The 16,046-nt window shown below is 62.2% G+C and carries 14 protein-coding genes; 6 read left to right on the forward strand and 8 right to left on the reverse strand.

The annotated features are described in order from the left end of the window. Positions 1–230 precede the first annotated feature (230 nt). Both apaG and ICI42_RS01090 read left to right on the forward strand, forming a co-directional pair. Positions 231–623 carry a Co2+/Mg2+ efflux protein ApaG gene (gene apaG / locus ICI42_RS01085; protein WP_188162696.1) on the forward strand — a complete coding sequence of 131 codons (393 nt, stop codon included), beginning with the start codon at positions 231–233 and terminating at the stop codon, positions 621–623. Between the two features lie 76 nt (positions 624–699). After that, positions 700–1,773: an acyltransferase family protein gene (locus tag ICI42_RS01090; RefSeq protein WP_188162697.1), complete on the forward strand. Its 1,074-nt coding sequence runs from the start codon at positions 700–702 to the stop codon at positions 1,771–1,773. Positions 1,774–1,819: 46 nt separating this feature from the next. Here ICI42_RS01090 and ICI42_RS01095 read toward each other — a convergent pair whose 3' ends face one another. The 3 genes from ICI42_RS01095 to ICI42_RS01105 all read right to left on the reverse strand — a co-directional run bounded on the left by ICI42_RS01095 (position 1,820) and on the right by ICI42_RS01105 (position 5,164). Further along, the gene (locus ICI42_RS01095; protein WP_188162698.1) at positions 1,820–2,824 is read right to left on the reverse strand and encodes an Hsp33 family molecular chaperone; all 1,005 of its coding nucleotides are present in this window, start codon (positions 2,822–2,824) and stop codon (positions 1,820–1,822) included. Positions 2,825–2,940: 116 nt separating this feature from the next. Next, entirely contained in the window at positions 2,941–3,858 is a 918-nt protein-coding gene (gene argF / locus ICI42_RS01100) for an ornithine carbamoyltransferase (protein WP_188162699.1), read from the reverse strand. A gap of 112 nt (positions 3,859–3,970) precedes the next feature. Further along, positions 3,971–5,164: an aspartate aminotransferase family protein gene (locus ICI42_RS01105; RefSeq protein WP_188162700.1), complete on the reverse strand. Its 1,194-nt coding sequence runs from the start codon at positions 5,162–5,164 to the stop codon at positions 3,971–3,973. Between the two features lie 348 nt (positions 5,165–5,512). Here ICI42_RS01105 and ICI42_RS01110 point away from each other — a divergent pair, with 348 nt between their 5' ends. Continuing rightward, positions 5,513–6,034, forward strand: a complete 522-nt coding sequence (locus ICI42_RS01110; RefSeq protein WP_188162701.1) for a GcrA family cell cycle regulator — start codon at positions 5,513–5,515, stop codon at positions 6,032–6,034. 534 nt (positions 6,035–6,568) lie between these two features. On the opposite strand, the gene phoU is transcribed toward ICI42_RS01110, so the two are convergent. Continuing rightward, a complete protein-coding gene (gene phoU / locus ICI42_RS01115) occupies positions 6,569–7,282 on the reverse strand; it encodes a phosphate signaling complex protein PhoU (RefSeq protein ID WP_188162702.1) in 714 nt (237 codons plus the stop codon). A 132-nt stretch (positions 7,283–7,414) separates the two neighbouring features. Next, a complete protein-coding gene (locus ICI42_RS01120; protein WP_230980118.1) occupies positions 7,415–8,689 on the reverse strand; it encodes an ATP-binding protein in 1,275 nt (424 codons plus the stop codon). Between the two features lie 250 nt (positions 8,690–8,939). Here ICI42_RS01120 and ppk2 point away from each other — a divergent pair, with 250 nt between their 5' ends. Then, positions 8,940–9,869, forward strand: coding sequence for a polyphosphate kinase 2 (ppk2, locus tag ICI42_RS01125; RefSeq protein ID WP_188162703.1), 930 nt, complete (start codon positions 8,940–8,942; stop codon positions 9,867–9,869). Between the two features lie 26 nt (positions 9,870–9,895). Here the strand turns inward: ppk2 and ICI42_RS01130 are convergent, their stop codons facing one another. After that, complete coding sequence (locus ICI42_RS01130; protein ID WP_188162704.1) at positions 9,896–11,842, reverse strand: glycosyltransferase; 1,947 nt, start codon at positions 11,840–11,842, stop codon at positions 9,896–9,898. Positions 11,843–12,356: 514 nt separating this feature from the next. Between ICI42_RS01130 and ICI42_RS01135 the strand changes: the two genes are divergently transcribed. Then, positions 12,357–13,100: a transporter substrate-binding domain-containing protein gene (locus tag ICI42_RS01135; RefSeq protein ID WP_230980119.1), complete on the forward strand. Its 744-nt coding sequence runs from the start codon at positions 12,357–12,359 to the stop codon at positions 13,098–13,100. A gap of 7 nt (positions 13,101–13,107) precedes the next feature. On the opposite strand, the gene ICI42_RS01140 is transcribed toward ICI42_RS01135, so the two are convergent. Beyond that, on the reverse strand, positions 13,108–13,521 hold the full coding sequence (locus tag ICI42_RS01140; protein ID WP_188162706.1) for a tellurite resistance TerB family protein: 414 nt from the start codon (positions 13,519–13,521) through the stop codon (positions 13,108–13,110). 150 nt (positions 13,522–13,671) lie between these two features. Here ICI42_RS01140 and ICI42_RS01145 point away from each other — a divergent pair, with 150 nt between their 5' ends. Beyond that, positions 13,672–15,324, forward strand: a complete 1,653-nt coding sequence (locus ICI42_RS01145; protein ID WP_188162707.1) for a lysine--tRNA ligase — start codon at positions 13,672–13,674, stop codon at positions 15,322–15,324. On the opposite strand, the gene ICI42_RS01150 is transcribed toward ICI42_RS01145, so the two are convergent. After that, a complete protein-coding gene (locus tag ICI42_RS01150) occupies positions 15,287–16,045 on the reverse strand; it encodes a thermonuclease family protein (protein WP_188162708.1) in 759 nt (252 codons plus the stop codon). The genes ICI42_RS01145 and ICI42_RS01150 overlap by 38 nt on opposite strands. Position 16,046 lies beyond the last annotated feature (1 nt).

The raw sequence follows: 16,046 nt of genomic DNA on the forward strand, positions 1-16,046 counted from the left end.
CGGCGCCGCCAAGCAAGGTCTGCGAAACACATCATCGTCATATGTCAGACGGATGACAGAAAACCTCTCCGGGTCTAACACAGGGCCCGAAGAGCAACGCCAAACCGACTGCCCTCCGGCTTCCGGCCGCATGTTTTCGATGATGTCTGAAACCTATCAGGCCACCGTTACGATGTCAAGAATAAATTCCTATCCATGTTGCCCAGATTTCAACTTGAGGAGTATGGCAGATGTACAGCGCCATCACCCACGGCATCGTCGTCCAGGTCGAGCCCTTTTTCCTGGCGGAACAATCTGACCCGCGGGACGACCGCTTCGTCTGGGCCTATCGCGTGACGATCGAAAACCGCTCCGATGCGGTCGTGCAGCTTCTGTCGCGCTATTGGCATATCACCGACGGCAGAGGCCGGGTCGAAGAGGTCAGCGGCCCCGGCGTGGTCGGCGAACAGCCCGAGCTCGCGCCGGGCGACAGCTACCAGTACACCTCGGGCTGCCCGCTGCCGACGCCGTCGGGCATCATGCTCGGGCGCTACACCATGCGGCGCGAAGGCGGCACACTGTTCGACGTGGAGATTCCGGCCTTCTCGCTCGATCTGCCGGGCGTCAAACAGGTCCTTAACTAATCCTGCAACTCTGCGTTTCATGAAGCGCTTTTGTCTGCTAGGAGCGGTTCAAGACGCATGGGCTTGGGGCACCTCGATGACTTCGCAACCGTCACTTCGTTCGCTGCAATGCGGACGCGGCTTGGCCGCAATGGCCGTCGTGGCCTTCCATCTGTCGCTTTTGCTTGCCGATCCGCGCTACCTCGGACAGCCGGTTTTGCTTGACTTCACCCGGCGCGGCAATCTCGGCGTCGATTTCTTCTTTGTGCTGTCAGGCTTCATCATCCTGTTCGCGCATGGCCGCGACATCGGCCGGCCGGAAAAGCTGCATGGCTATCTTCTCAAGCGTTTCACCCGGCTTTATCCCGCCTACTGGCTCTACACCGCGATCTTCTGTTCGCTGGTGGCCGTGGGCGTCGGCAGCACATCGACGCTGCCCACCTCGCTGACGGACTGGATTTCCACCGTCTTTCTGCTGCGCATCGACAATTTTGAACTGCCCATCGTGCCGGCCTGGACCCTGATCCACGAGGTCGCCTTCTACCTCGTCTTCAGCCTGCTCATCGTCAACCGCAAGCTTGGCATCGCTGCCATCGCGCTGTGGATGCTCCCGCTGCTGTTCATCTTCGAGCATCGCGAGGAAGGCGCGCGCTCTGCGCTGACCACCTACTTCTCGCCGCTCAACCTCAACTTCCTGATCGGCATGGGCGCGTGCCTGCTTTATCGCAAGCTCGGCCTGTCGCCGGCAAAGGGTGTTTTCCTGGCCGGCATCGCTGCTTTCGCAGCCACCTACGCAGTCGAGGCCAGCGGGCTGAGCTACGACTTCACCCAGATACTCTACGCGCTATCCTTCGGCGCCATCATCGCAGGGGCTGCGGCCTGGGAGCGCGAACGCCGGCAGCCCATTTCCTTCGGCCCGCTGCAACTGATCGGCGACGCCTCCTACAGCATCTATCTCACGCATCTGGCCTTCCTTGGCCTGTTCTCCAAGATCATGATGAAGCTGCAGGGCCTTGTCGGCCTTGGCCCCCACGTCTTCTACGCAATAGTGTTCTGCCTCACCGTCGCGGCCGGCTGCTTCCTGTATGTGTTCGTTGAAAAGCCCGTGCTCAAGCTCTGCCGCCGACTGCTTGAAGGCGATCGGCGGCAACCGGCAGGCGCTACAGCGTAGACACAACAAAAAGGAGGAGACATACGCCTCGCCCTTGGACCATGCGTTACTCGCCGAATTCCGCCGGGTCGAATTCGTAGGATTTCGAGCAGAATTCGCAGTTCACGCGGATCGCGCCGTCTTCGACGCTGTCGGTGATCTCCTCGGCGGTGAAGCCTTGCAGGATGCCCTTGATCTTGTCGCGCGAGCAGGAGCACTCGTCGGCCACCCGAACGCCCTCGAACACCCGCACGCCATGCTCATGGAACAGGCGGTAGAGCAGCCGCTCGGCGCCCACCGTCGGATCGATCAGTTCGGTCGGCTCGATCGTTCCGGTCAACGCCACGAGCTCCTGCCAGGCATCGTCCTCGGGCGCGCCGTCCGGGTCGCGTTCGTCGCCATCGCCGCCATGCAGGTCCGGCACGCGCATGCGCTCGGGCGCCTCCGGCAGAAACTGCGCCAGTATTCCGCCCGCGCGCCAATGCTCGCGGCTGCCGCCCTCGCCGGGAAGGACAAGCTTGGCCACCGACAGCTTGACGTCGGTCGGGATCTGCTCCGACTGGCGGAAATAGGTCAGCGCGGCCTCTTCCAGCGACGTGCCTTCGAGCTGCACGATGCCCTGATAGCGCTGCATATGCTGGCCCTGGTCGATGGTCAGCGCCAAAACGCCGTCGCCGAGCAGATCTTTCGGTCCCGCCCTGCCGGCCTCCACCGCCTGCTGCAGACGTTCGGCATCGAACCGCGCATAGGCGCGCAGCGAATGCGGCGTGGTGAAGTCGGCGACCAGCATGTCCACCGGCCCGTCTGTGCGGGTCTGCAGAATGAACTTGCCTTCGAACTTCAGCGACGTGCCGAGCAGAACGGTGACCACGCAGGCCTCCGCCAACAGCCGTGCGACCGGCTCTGGATAGTCATGACGTTCCAGGATGTCGTCGAGCAGCGGGCCGAGCTGGACGATGCGGCCGCGAACATCCAGCCCTTCCACGGAAAAGGGAACGACATGGTCGTCGCCGGCAAAATCGAACTCGCCGAGTTGAGGATAACGATCGGTCACTTCAACGGATTCCAACATGACATATCTCCGGCGTGCGGCACTGCCGCCCTCCGGGTAGCATGCTTCCAGACGCCCTGTTTTGGGGTAATGGTGCCCAAATAGGTATGCGCCGGCCGCAGATCAAGAACCCGGCCTCAGGCGCCGAGGCACCAGGCCAGCACCGCCTTCTGGGCGTGCAGCCGGTTTTCCGCCTCGTCGAACACCACCGAGTTCGGCCCGTCCATCACCTCGTCGGTCACTTCCTCGCCGCGATGGGCGGGCAGGCAGTGCATGAACAGCGCATCGGGCTTGGCGTGGCTCATCAGCTCCGCGTTGACCTGATAGGGCAGGAAGACATTGTGGCCGCGGGCGCGATGCTCCTGGCCCATGGAAACCCAGGTATCGGTGACGATGCAGTCCGCACCGCTGACGGCTTCCTCGGGCGAGCGGGTGAGGCTGACATTCCCGCCATTGGCCCTGGCCCAGTCGAGATATGTCTGCGTCGGCTCGCTGCCCTCGGGCACGGCGATGTTCAGCTTGAAGTCGAACCGGGCGGACGCCTCCAGAAGCGAATGCAGCACATTGTTGCCGTCGCCGGTCCAGGCGAAGGTCTTGCCCTTCACCGGGCCGCGATGCTCCTCGAAGGTCATCAGATCCGCCATGATCTGGCAGGGATGGGTGTCGTCGGTCAGCCCGTTGATCACAGGTACGGTGGCGTTTTCGGTCAGTTCCACCAGCCGGTCATGGGTGGTGGTGCGGATCATGATGGCATCGACATAGCGCGACAAGACCTTCGCGGTGTCGGCGATGGTCTCGCTGCGGCCAAGCTGCATTTCGGTGCCGGTCAGCATGATGGTCTCGCCGCCGAGCTGGCGCATGCCGACATCGAAGGACACGCGGGTGCGGGTCGAAGGCTTGTCGAAGATCATCGCCAGGACCTTGCCGTCCAGCGGCCGGGATCGCTCGCCTGCCTTCAGACGCTCCTTGCGCACGGAAGCGTCGTCCAGCATCTCGCGAAGCACGCTGCCGGAGAGGGCCGAAAGGTCGGTGAAGTGGCGAATTCCGCTGCTCATCAAATCTCCCAGTGCATGTCTCCCGAAAGTGGGTACCGGTTTCTGGATAGAGACATGCATAAAAACAAAAAACTAAAGCGTGTTAAGCGAATCTGAAAGATCGCGACGCGCTTTAGCCGGCGTCTGCGGCCATTTCGGACAGGTTTTTCGCGCCCGCGCCGATGCGGTCGAGCGCTTCTCGGATGTCCTCGTCGGTCGCCGTCAGCGGCGGCAAGAGACGAATGACGTTGTCGCCGGCAGGCACGGCGAGGAATTTGCGGTCGCGCAGCGCGGCGTTCACGCGGACGTTCGGCATGGTGCATTTCAGGCCGAGCATGAAGCCGGTGCCGCGAATGCCTTCGATCACGTCGGGATACTCGTCGGCGATGGCCGCCAGCCCCTGCTTCATCAGCAGTGCCTTGCGGTTGACCTCGTCGAGGAACCCGTCTTCCAGCACAATGTCGAGCACGGCATTGCCGACCGCCATGGCAAGCGGATTGCCGCCGAAAGTGGTGCCGTGTACGCCCGGCGTCATGCCGCTCGCGGCCTCCGCGGTCGCCAGGCAGGCGCCCATCGGGAACCCGCCGCCAATGCCCTTGGCAATCGCCATGATGTCGGGCTCGACGCCGGTCCATTCATAGGCGAACAGCTTGCCCGTCCGGCCGATGCCGCACTGGACCTCGTCGAAGATCAGCAGGATGCCGTGCTTGTCGCAGAGCTGGCGGATGCGCTTGAGCGAAGCCGTCGGAAACGGCCGGATGCCGCCCTCGCCCTGGACGGGCTCCAGCAGGATCGCCGCCGTCTCATCCGAGATCAGCTTTTCGGCCGCATCGACATCGTCGAAGGCCACCTGGTCGAAACCCTCAACCTTCGGGCCGAAGCCCTCGAGGTATTTCTGCTGGCCGCCTGCGGCGATGGTCGCCAAGGTGCGGCCATGGAAAGCGCCCTCGAAGGTGATGATGCGGAACCGCTCGGGATGGCCTTTCACATAGTGATAGCGCCGCGCCGTCTTGATCGCCGCTTCCAACGCCTCGGCACCGGAATTGGTGAAGAACACCTTGTCGGCAAAGGTGTTTTCGACGAGCCGCTCGCCCAGCCGGCTCTGGCCGGGGATCTCATAGAGATTGGAGACGTGCCACAGCTTGGCTGCCTGCTCGGTCAGCGCGGCAACCAGGTGGGGATGGCTGTGGCCAAGCGAATTGACGGCGATGCCGCCGGCGAAATCGAGATATCGCTCGCCGTTCTCCGCGATCAACCAGCTTCCCTCACCTCTTTCGAAAGCGAGGGGAGCGCGCGCGAAGGTTTCGTACAGCGCCGATCCGCTCATTTTTGCCTCTCCAAGGCCAGAAAAATCAAAAGGCCGCCATTCGGCGACCTTGGCGCTATATTGTTTTTTTCGCCTTGGAAGTCAACGAAAAGGTCGCCTGGGCCATGATCTGCCGGGCAGGTTTGCGCCACGCACCGGATCGGCAGGCAAGTTGGGGAAAACCGAAAAAAGCGATTCGTGTTGCAGCCGGGACTCTTGTCACGGAGTCCACGTATAGCTAATTGTGGTTTCGAAATAACTAGATTTCGTGCGGCGAACATAATCACCCAAGTATATGTGGTGCCCAACCGGCTTGCGCCGGGCGTATAGGGATTCGCGAGTCCGCACTTCGATCGGGAGAACGATCTCATGAACTGGACTGACGAGCGGGTCGAGCTTCTTAAAAAACTTTGGTCCGAGGGACTGAGCGCAAGCCAGATCGCTGCCCAGCTGGGTGGCGTCAGCCGCAACGCCGTCATCGGCAAGGTTCACCGCCTGAAGCTGTCTGGCCGCGGTCGCACCACCGCCACGCCTGCACGGCCGAAGAAGCCCGCGACACCCACCGCCGCCGCGCCCAAGCCGGTCAGCAGCAGGCCAGCGCCTGCGCCGCGTCCGGTCGCCGCGACCCTGGGCGCCACGGCGCTGCAGGTCCAGTTCGATGCCGAGCCCGCCCGGCCGGCGCTGCGCGCCACCCAGGATGTCGTGGTGCCGATCTCACGCCGGCTGCAACTGGTCCAGCTCAGCGAGCGCACCTGCAAGTGGCCCAATGGCGATCCGTTGTCGGAAGACTTCAACTTCTGCGGCAATGAATGCGCCGATACCGGCCCCTACTGCCGCTATCACGCCCGCCTCGCCTTCCAGCCGGCATCGGAACGCCGCCGGGTTCGCTGAAGCCAAGCTTCGACCTGACCATCTCGAAGGCGGCGCTTGCGCCGCCTTTTTTTGTTTCTTCGCCCTGATGACGTCGGCACGCGGATTGTTCTCGGCACTGACCGCGATTGGCTTGATCGAGAGACTTGGAGACGATTGGCTTTGCTCGCGTCCTCCTCACAGGAGCGGATCGTCCATGCCGGCATTATCTCGCGTTAGACGAAAAAATGACCCGCCCTCGTCCTGCTGTCGCGTTGCATCTCGCAAGTCGCGGAATGGATTCCCGGGTCGCGCTCGGCTCCGCCTCGCTTGCCTGAGAATGACGAAGGTAGAAGGTTCCCTGCCAAACTCCAACGTCGGTGATTGACATACCCTTCCGCGTCTTCGTCATTCCGCGGTGGAGCCGAGCGCAGTGAGGCGGAAACCCGGGAATCCATTCCGTGACTTAGATGCCAAACCCGGCAGCCCGGAAAAACGCTCAAAAGGCGCCGAAAAAGGAATGCCAGACCATCAAAAATACGAGCCTCGAAGGGCGCACCGCCGACCGGGCATCCCTCAACTCCGGTTGAGCGTCACGCGGTGGCTCTTGTCTTCCTTGGGGCGTTCGGGCGGCATCTGGTCGCCCGTGACCATGTAATAGATGGTCTCGGCGATGTTGGTGGCGTGGTCGCCGATACGCTCGATGTTCTTGGCGCAGAACAGGAGATGGGTGCAGGGCGTGATGTTGCGCGGGTCTTCCATCATGTAGGTCAGCAGTTCGCGGAACAGCGACGTGTACATGGCGTCGATCTCTTCGTCGCGGTCGCGGACGAAGCCGATGCGTTCGACCGAGCGCGAGGCAAAGACGTCGAGAACTTCCTTGAGCTGGGCGAGCGCCAGTTCGGCCAAGGCTTCAAGCCCCCGGAACAGGCTCGCCGGCTGGCGTCCTTCCGCCACCGCATTGACCCGCTTTGCCAGATTCTTGCCGAGATCGCCGACCCGCTCCAGATCGGCCGTGATGCGGATCGAGCCGATGATCTCGCGCAGGTCGCGCGCCATGGGCTGGCGCCGGGCGATGATGGAAATGGCCTTGTCGTCGATCTCGCGCTGCGCCTCGTCGAGCAGCAGGTCGTCGCGGATGACCTTTTGCGCCAAAACGGGATCGCCATTGACGAGGGCCGCCACCGCCTGTTCGACCAGGCGTTCGGCCTGCCCGCCCATCGCTGCCAGTCGCCGCGACAGGAATTGCAGCTCCTCCTCGAAGGCACTGACGATATGGCCTGATGGCATGGGCAGTTCGCCTCCCGGAAATCGACGGTTTGGACTTCGTTTCCACGACCTCGGATGTGCTGAAGAATCGTCTCCACAAACTCTTTGACTACGCTAAGCGTATGACAGAAAAAAGAAATGTCGAAGTTTGTCTCAGGCTATCGGCAGATGGACGGCGAAACTCGACCCTTTGCCGACTTCCGAGCGGATCGTCAGACGCCCGCCATGGCGGGTGAGGATGTGCTTGACGATCGAAAGCCCCAGCCCGGTTCCCTTCTGGGTGCGGCTGGTTTCGACGTCGACGCGGTAGAAGCGCTCGGTGATGCGCGGAATGTGCTCCTGGGGTATGCCCGGCCCGAAATCGCGGATCGTGGCCACCACCTCGTGGACACCGCCGGAAACCGCTTTCTCCAACTGCACCACGACACGCCCGCCGGAGCGGCCGTATTTGCAGGCATTTTCGAGCAGGTTCTGCAAAACCTGGAACAGTTCGTCCCTGTCGCCGGAGACGAGAAAGCTCCCCTCCCCGAACTCCCGTTCCAGCGCCATGCCGGTGTCGGCCATCAAAGGCGTGAGCGAGGAGATCACCGCCTCGAGCGTTTCCTTTACGTCGACGGTCTGTCCAGGCCGGAGATAGGGCTTCATCTCCAACCGCGACAAGGACAATAGGTCGTCGATGAGCCGCGACATACGGCCTGTCTGCTCCTGCATGATGCCCAAAAAATTAGCCTGCGCCTTGGGATCGTTCCGGGCCGGCCCCAGGATCGTCTCGATGAAGCCGGAGATCGACGCCAGCGGGGTCCGCAGCTCGTGACTGGCATTGGCGATGAAATCGGCGCGCATTCGGTCGATGCGGCGCGCTTCGCTCTGGTCGCGGAACACCAGGACATAAAGGCCGGTGTCATGCCCTACCGGGGAGGCCGTGACGTGATAGCTGCGCTCGACCGGCAGGCGCTCGGAATAATCGACGGAGAGGACCGTGCCATCGCCGGCCAACGCCCCTTCGATGACGGACTGCATTTCCGGCGCGCGAAACCGGAGCGGCAGCGAAAGGCCGGCGCGCATGCCGTCGAAAGCCCGCCGCGCCGCGTCATTGGCATGCACCACGGCGCCGTACGCGTCGAAGACGACGAGCGGATCGGCAACCGCGGCGGCGAGATGAACAGCCGAAAGCGGTTCGAGCGGGTTTGCTTCGGGAACAAGCCGGACGGGCTGCACGGCCGCTTCTGTCTCCCTGCCGGGCGCCATTGCGGCCACCGCCAGCACGGCCAGGCAGGCAAACGCCGCGACATAGCCCGACACCTGCCCGGCGACCGAAACAGCGATAATTGCGGCGCAGGACGCTCCGGCAAGCCAGCCGTTCTGACGCAGGCGGGCCAAAGCCCGTGTCGATACGGTCTCCACCTGCCGGTCTTCCATCTCGCTCATTGGCCGGGCCGTCCTATCTCTGTCTCAGCCGCGATTCCGCTCGCCTGTAAAAATGGTCTAGAGCCTTTCATGATGAGGTGGAAGCAGTTCGCTACGCCTCCGATGGCGAGACAATCCGGCAGGAGAAACGCGCAGATCGATGGGATTCCATCGTCCAAGCGCTCTACGCCCCCGGGTGTCCGCCAACAGGAAACCCTTCGGCAGAACGGTTTCAACTCATCATGAAAGGCTCTAGCATGCGCCATAACTCATGAAAGGTGTCATTGTGACGAAAAACGCCAAGGAAAATAAGGAACTCGCAAAGATCGGCCCGGTGAAATTCAAAATCGGCGACACCAAGCGCACGCTGGATATCACCGATCCGAAGCTGCCCGACTGGGTGGAGGACAATACGCTGAGTTCCGGCGGCTATCCCTACGCGGACAAACTCCCCGGCAAGGAGTACGACCGGCTGCTCGAGGAATTGCAGGTTGAACTGGTCAAGCTGCAGTTCTGGCTGCAATCGACCGGCAAGCGCGTGCTGGTGCTGTTCGAAGGCCGCGATGCGGCCGGCAAGGGCGGCACCATCGCGGTTCTGCGCGAATATATGAACCCACGCAATGCGCGCAACGTGGCGCTGACCAAGCCGACCGAGACCGAGCAAGGCCAGTGGTACTACCAGCGCTACATCGCCCATTTCCCGACCGCCGGCGAGTTCGTCACCTTCGACCGGTCCTGGTACAATCGTGCCGGCGTGGAGCCGGTGATGGGTTTCTGCACGCCCGAACAGCACGAGCAGTTCCTGCGCGAGACACCGCATTTCGAGCAGATGCTGGTCAATGACGGGATCTGCTTCTTCAAATTCTGGCTCGATGTCGGCCAGGAAATGCAGCTCAAGCGTTTTCACGACCGCGTGCACAGCCCGCTGACCAACTGGAAATTCTCGCCGATGGACCTGGCCGGCATCGCCAAATGGGACGACTACACGAAAATGCGCGACCTGATGGTCGAACGCACCCACAGCGCAGCCGCGCCCTGGACCATCGTGCGCGCCAACGACAAGCGGCGGGCGCGGCTGGAGGTGATGCGGCATATCCTCCTGGCGCTTGACTATGACGGCAAGGAGAAAAAGGACATTGGCGAACCCGACCTCAACATCATCGGCCAGGGACCGGAATTTTTGCAACGCATAGCGGGCTAGGACCGATCGACAGTCATGGATCGGGGCTACTTCCCGACCAGCACATGGGGAGTCTTCTCCCAATGATGCGGGCGGAAGAAGAGCTGCCAGATGGCCTTCATCGCAGCGATGCACAGCATGAACCAGTAGGCTGGCGTATAGACGACGATGCGCCAGAATTGCTGGCGCTCGCGCGGCCTGAGCGTGCTCCACCCCAGCAACAGGAACGACATGTAGCCGCCCACAATACTGACGATGTCGAGAAGCAGCAGGATCGGCCTCTCCGGCCCAGCCTCCACGCCCAGCGCCATCTGTACGCCGCCATAGAAGACGTGAGCCACCAGAACCGGATGGGCAAGCGCTGATACCACCATGCCGGCCAGCAGCAATTGCGCCGCGCAGAATGAGGCAGGTCCCAGTTCACGGTAAAGCTGGACCGGATGCCGCATATGCACCAGCCAGCTCTGGCACCAGCCTTTCAACCATCGTGAGCGCTGCGGCAGCCAGACCTTGAACCGGATCGGGGCGAGTTCCAGGGTGGGCTTGGTGATCGTCGCCGTGCGATAGCCGCACCGCGCCAGCCGGATACCGAGGTCGGCATCCTCGGTGACGTTGTACGGATCCCAGCCGCCAACCTCCTCCAGCACCTCGCGCCGGAAGTGGTTCGAGGTCCCGCCCAGGGGCAGGATGAGCTTGTTTTGCGCAAGCCATGGCAGAAAACCACGAAACAGCGCGGCATATTCGAAGCCGAACATGGTGGCCACCATGCCGGCGGAATTCTTGTTTGAAATCTCCAGCGGCGCCTGCACGCAGGCGAGCCGGCCATCGGCATCGTCCTCGAACGCCTGCCATGCCTCGATCAGTTGGCAGGGATGCGGATGGTCCTCGGCGTCGTAGAGAACGATGTAGTCTCCGCGCGCCTGAGGCAGCGCATAGGACAGAGCCTTCGGTTTGGTGCGCGGCAGCGATGGCGGCACGGCGACGATGTCGAAATGCGGCGGCAGGTCCAGCGTGCGTGCGGCGGCAATGGTTTCCAGATCGTCGGCTTCGCAGACCAGCTTGATGTCGAGCTTGCTGCGCGGCCATTTGAGACGGTCGAGTGCTGCGACCAGTTCCGGGATCATATGAGCTTCGCGATAGACGGCGACCAGCACCGAATAGGTCGGCAATCCAGCGCGGTCGACTGGGCGCAACCTTTTCGGACGGGGTGGGTGGGCGTGGCGGATCGCACCGACGCGCAACGCAATACAACCGAGGAAGAAGACGAGCGTTATCACGTGCAGGACGCGGAAGCCGATGGTCGGCTGCAGGAACAGCGCAAGAGGCGCCAACGGGATCAGCAAACCCACCGCCAGACCTTGCCAGCCATACAAGACGAAGCGGGCCGAGGATGCCGGGAAACGGTCGAACAAGCCTTTGGTCGCGTGACGGTCCAGGTCGTTCTGAAGCCAGGCCGACACCGCTTGCCGAATGGCGGACGGCGTTGTGATGCGTATGCGGGTGCGCAGGTTGGGAGCGAGATGAAATTGCCGGCGCAATTCCAGCATTCCCTGGCGGTCCGGAGCGACGACCGTAACCACCTCTTGTGCAGCATCGTGGCAGCGGACGACCAGTTTCTTATCGGTAGCGCGCAGCACCGGCGTATCCAGGGAGAACCGGTCGACCAGACTGTCCGCTTCGATGGAGGGAAGGAAGGCAATCCCAAGCTCCGCAGCGATCGCCTGGTAGAAATCCGCTTCGGCAACGAGACCGGAGGCAATCAGTTTTCTCTCGAAGGAAACGCCGGCAAACCGCGCCTTGGACGCGATCCGCCAGATCTGCTCGGCCGAAAGACCCAGCCGATCCAGCACCGGCTGCCAATCACGGCTTTCCGGCACGAGCCTGAATACCTTTGCCTGGGTAGCACGTGCCTGTCGGGCAAGATCGAGTTGCTTTATCGCAGCCAGACGCGACAGATTGTTATGCTTTAGAAAATCGGCGTGACGAATTTCCATGGCGCATGCCCCCATACGCGCATCTGAAAACTATATTGGTGAGACTTCCGAGTGTTCTTCAACATCCATCAGTGCCCCGTATTCGCGGACGGATGTTTTCCTTTAATAGCGCATCATTGAACAATAGAGATTAAAACAAATCAATCTATATTTTTAACGTCTTGTCTATGCGCTGCGATGGCCTGATTGTTACGTCGAAAGTATTAGTCCAATGATCTATGACGACGGCGGCAACCCATCAAACCCTCGCCACATTGAGCGTTTCTCTGCGCCTGCGCCTTTTGCGCCGTGAACGGCAGGTTGATCTCTGGATTGGGCGCTTCACCAATTCCCAATCATTGAAATCTACACAAAGCAGACCATGACGAATCCGAAACATTCTTCTCCTTCGTACGCTCCAGGCGCGTGGCTTGCTCGGGCCCGCAGGTCGATCGGCCTCGGGCTCGCCGTGGTCCTTTTCGCCTTTGTGGCGCCGGGACACGCCCAGGAGCCGGAGATTCCGAACTTTTGGGACATGAAGGAACAGCTGCAGAAGCCGAATGTGTCGGCACTGCCGCGGCTGCGCTTCCTGACGACGACCGATTTCCCGCCGTTCAACTTCATCGACGGCAATGGCCGTCTGTCGGGATTCCATGTCGATCTGGCGCGCGCCATCTGTCGTGAGCTCCAGATCGAGCCGAAATGCCAGATCCAGGCGCTGCCGTGGAACGAACTGGAAGGCGCAATGCGCGCGGGCGACGGCGAGGCCTTGCTGGCCGGTCTGCCGGCAACCGCGGACTCCCGAAAGCTGTACGCGTTCTCCCGGCCTTATCTGCGCTTTCCCGCGCGCTTCATCGTGCGGAGACTGTCCGACTTGAAGCAACTGGATGCCGCGGCCCTTTCGGGCAAGCGCGTCGGTGTCCTGGCCGGGTCCGCGCATGAGCAATTGCTGCGCGATTATTTCCCCGATGTGCAGCCGGTGACATTCACCCGCCAAGACTGGCTCTATCGCGACCTCAAGGAATCCAAGATCGACGCCGCCTTCGGCGACGGCATGCGGATGAGCTTCTGGCTGTCGGGCAGCGACGCGGCGGGCTGCTGCCGTTTCGCAGGCGGACCTTACATGGCGCCCGACTATCTCGGCGACGGCCTGTCGGTGGCCGTGAAGGCGGAGACGCCGGAACTGGCCGCCGCCTTCGACTACGCCCTGCGCGAGATCACCGCCAAGGGCACTTTTGCCGAACTTTATCTGCGGTATTTCCCGGTCAGCTTCTTCTGATCAGCGATCAGGTCAGCATGCGGTGGCGCGCCTTGGTGGCGCGCTCGATGGCTGCGACGGTGAGTTCGTCCACATCGAGATGCCGGCGCAGCAACTGCAGGATACGCACCTCCTCCATCCGCATTTCGAGATCGACCGAGGCGACTTCGAACGCCGCCGCATAAGCGGTGTCGTGAAGATGGGTTGGGATGGCTTTGGCCGTCAGGGCCAACACACCCTGCACCCCGGCGTCCTCATGCAGCATCTTCTGGCAGTCCCTGGCGACGTCGATCAGCTTGTGCTCGTCGAAATCGACGAAGATCGGCCAGGTGTGGATGACCTCGCCGATGCGCGAAAGTTCGAGGTCGGTCATATCCCTGTCGGAAGCCGAGGTGATCACCATGAGGTAGACTATGGCTTCGTGGGTCGTAAGCTGCGGCATCGAGGTCTCCGTTGATGGAACGCTCGGTATCTAGGATCGCCGAGGTGACAGCACAATGAAAAGCACCCGGAATCGTTGACGCCACGGGTTCGCGAGCTTAGGACGGTCGTTTTTGGCGACGGCATTTCAAAATCACAAAAGGCGTTCGATATGACGAGATCAAACACGATCGATCTCAACCCCGAAATTCTTGCAGCGGCAGCCGAGAGCAAGGCATGGCCGTTCGAAGAGGCACGGAAGATCGTCGAGCGCTACAAAGACAAACCATTTCCTGAGACGGTACTGTTCGAGACCGGCTACGGGCCGTCCGGCCTGCCGCATATCGGCACCTTCGGCGAGGTGGCGCGCACCACCATGGTGCGTCACGCCTTCCATGTGATCACGCAGGACAAGGTGAAGACAAAGCTGCTCTGCTTCTCCGACGACATGGACGGCATGCGCAAGATCCCCGACAACGTGCCGGATCGCGCAGCGCTGGAGCCATACATGCACATGCCGCTGTCGGCCGTGCCGAACCCGTTCGGCGGCGACTACAAGAGCTTTGCCGACCACAACAACGCGATGCTGTGCCGTTTCCTCGATACGTTCGGCTTCGACTACGAGTTTGCCAGCGCCACCGACTATTACAAGTCGGGCCGGTTCGATGCGATGCTGCTGCGCGCAGCCGAATGCTACGACAAGATCATGGCCGTGATGCTGCCGACGCTGGGCGAGGAACGGCAAGCGACCTACAGCCCGTTTCTGCCGATTTCACCGACCAGCGGACGCGTACTCTACGTGCCGATGAAGCATGTCGACGCCAAGGCCGGCACGATCACCTTCGACGACGAGAACGGCGTCGAGACCACGCTTCCGGTCACCGGCGGAAAGGTCAAGCTGCAGTGGAAGCCGGATTTCGGCATGCGCTGGGCAGCGCTCAACGTTGACTTCGAGATGTTCGGCAAGGATCACCAGACCAACGCCGTGGTCTATGACAAGATTTGCAACATTTTAGGCGGACGCGCGCCGGAGCATTTCGTCTACGAACTGTTCCTCGACGAGAATGGCCAGAAGATTTCGAAGTCGAAGGGCAACGGCCTGACCATCGACGAATGGCTGACCTACGCGCCGACCGAAAGCCTGGGCCTCTACATGTACCAGCGGCCCCGGCAGGCCAAGAAGCTCTATTTCGACGTCATTCCGAAAGCGGTGGACGAGTATTACAGCTTCCTCGCCGCTTATCCGAAGCAGGACTGGAAGAACCGCCTGGGCAACCCGGTCTGGCACATGCATGACGGCAACCCGCCGGCCATCGAACTGCCGGTGACCTTCGCCTTGCTGCTCAACCTCGTCAGCGCATCGAACGCCCAGAACAAGGACGTTTTGTGGGGGTTCATTTCACGCCACGCAAAGGGCGTGACGCCTCAGACGCATCCCGAACTCGATCGTCTGGCGGATTACGCGATCCGCTACTTCGACGACTTCGTGAAGCCGACCAAGGTGTACCGACCCGCCGACGAAGTGGAGCAGGACGCGCTGCAGAAGCTGGCCGATGCGCTGGGCGCGCTGCCCGCCGACGCGGACGGCGAGGCGATCCAGAACGCGTCGCTCAATGTAGCCCGCGCGATCGAGCGTTATCAGGACCATGCCAAGAAAAGCCCAGAGGGCGGTCCCGGCGTTTCCGGGGCGTTTTTCCAGATGATCTACCAGGTGCTGATCGGCCAGGAACGCGGCCCGCGCTTCGGCTCCTTCGCCGCGCTCTATGGCGTGGCGGAAACCCGCGCCCTCATTCAGAAGGCTCTGGCGGGTCAATTGGCTGCGTGAACGAAACATCCGGCGGAGGCGGCGGCAAATCAGCCGTTTCCGGCGGCCGCCCGAAAATGCCCTTGCCGGCCTTTCGGGCTTTGTCCTCCGCTTCGGCATACGGTCCGCCGGCCTCGGCCGTGGCCCAGCCATTGTCCACCAGCCAGCGGGCGATATCCTGCTTGCCCAGCCGGCAACCAGCTTCGACAGCGCCCGGCACGGCCTCTTGCGGTATATCGCACACGACGGCGCGGCCGCGCAGGAAGGAGCGGAATGCGGTGCGCGCATTGACGCCGCATGGCCATTCCTTGCCGTCCGAATTGCATCTGTAGGCCGCGTCCACCCCGCTGACACCGGCCAGCGACACCGTGTAGCCCATTGCCTCGATCACACCAGCGGCGGGCGCGACGGGGCGATACAGCGTCGCGCCATCCCAATCCTTCGGCCGCTTGGGTTTCGGCGGCAGGGCAAGCGACAACTGGCTGAGCGGGGCACGCGGGGCTTCGCGCTGGAGCGTGTCGGCCTCGGCGGTCGCCGGCACGCCCCCATCCGGATCGGCGGTGCGATTGGCTTCGGGTTGGGGCGAGGCTGTGGAAATCTTCGGCGGTGGCGACGGATCTTTTGGCTGAACCGATGCGGCCGGCAGCTCTGGCCGGACGTCAACCCACTGGCCGGCCGCCAGAACCAGCACAGCCCCGCCGCAGAGAACGGCAAGCGACAAAGCTGCATGCGCCAGCCGCATT

The organism is Oryzicola mucosus (assembly GCF_014534685.1).
Taxonomy (GTDB): domain Bacteria; phylum Pseudomonadota; class Alphaproteobacteria; order Rhizobiales; family Rhizobiaceae; genus Oryzicola; species Oryzicola mucosus.

Bases quoted from the DNA above. Each gene is read 5' to 3' on its own strand.
- apaG (WP_188162696.1), top strand. From the start codon at position 231: ATGTACAGCGCCATCACCCACGGCATCGTCGTCCAGGTCGAGCCCTTT.
- ICI42_RS01090 (WP_188162697.1), top strand. From the start codon at position 700: ATGACTTCGCAACCGTCACTTCGTTCGCTGCAATGCGGACGCGGCTTG.
- ICI42_RS01095 (WP_188162698.1), bottom strand. From the start codon at position 2,824: ATGTTGGAATCCGTTGAAGTGACCGATCGTTATCCTCAACTCGGCGAG.
- argF (WP_188162699.1), bottom strand. From the start codon at position 3,858: ATGAGCAGCGGAATTCGCCACTTCACCGACCTTTCGGCCCTCTCCGGC.
- ICI42_RS01105 (WP_188162700.1), bottom strand. From the start codon at position 5,164: ATGAGCGGATCGGCGCTGTACGAAACCTTCGCGCGCGCTCCCCTCGCT.
- ICI42_RS01110 (WP_188162701.1), top strand. From the start codon at position 5,513: ATGAACTGGACTGACGAGCGGGTCGAGCTTCTTAAAAAACTTTGGTCC.
- phoU (WP_188162702.1), bottom strand. From the start codon at position 7,282: ATGCCATCAGGCCATATCGTCAGTGCCTTCGAGGAGGAGCTGCAATTC.
- ICI42_RS01120 (WP_230980118.1), bottom strand. From the start codon at position 8,689: ATGAGCGAGATGGAAGACCGGCAGGTGGAGACCGTATCGACACGGGCT.
- ppk2 (WP_188162703.1), top strand. From the start codon at position 8,940: ATGAAAGGTGTCATTGTGACGAAAAACGCCAAGGAAAATAAGGAACTC.
- ICI42_RS01130 (WP_188162704.1), bottom strand. From the start codon at position 11,842: ATGGAAATTCGTCACGCCGATTTTCTAAAGCATAACAATCTGTCGCGT.
- ICI42_RS01135 (WP_230980119.1), top strand. From the start codon at position 12,357: ATGAAGGAACAGCTGCAGAAGCCGAATGTGTCGGCACTGCCGCGGCTG.
- ICI42_RS01140 (WP_188162706.1), bottom strand. From the start codon at position 13,521: ATGCCGCAGCTTACGACCCACGAAGCCATAGTCTACCTCATGGTGATC.
- ICI42_RS01145 (WP_188162707.1), top strand. From the start codon at position 13,672: ATGACGAGATCAAACACGATCGATCTCAACCCCGAAATTCTTGCAGCG.
- ICI42_RS01150 (WP_188162708.1), bottom strand. From the start codon at position 16,045: ATGCGGCTGGCGCATGCAGCTTTGTCGCTTGCCGTTCTCTGCGGCGGG.